At 67.8% G+C, this 255-nt stretch carries 1 pseudogene; it reads right to left on the reverse strand.

What is annotated here, in order from left to right:
• A pseudogene (locus tag LPA41_RS41540) lies at positions 1–255 on the reverse strand (IS1182 family transposase); the annotation flags it as partial.

The following is a 255-nucleotide window of genomic DNA, read 5'->3' on the forward strand; positions in this document are numbered from 1 at the left end:
ACCGGGGTGATCAGGGTGATCCCGAAGGTGGTGTGGCTGGAGACCAGCAGGTCGGCTGAGGGGTAGCCGGAGTCGAGGTAGTGCTCGGCGGGGAGCAGGTCGCGGCGGGCCAGTTGCTGGTGGATGGGTTCGGTCATCGTGGTGTCCGCGGTGGTGGCGTCAGTGGTGGCGATGTTGGTGATCAGGTTCGGTGGCGGTGGGGTGCCGGTGGTGCCGGGTTCGCCCGGTGTGGCGTCGCAGGTTTCGCTGATGTGC

The sequence above is a fragment of the Actinoplanes sp. DH11 genome (assembly GCF_020873875.1).
Classification (GTDB): domain Bacteria; phylum Actinomycetota; class Actinomycetes; order Mycobacteriales; family Micromonosporaceae; genus Actinoplanes.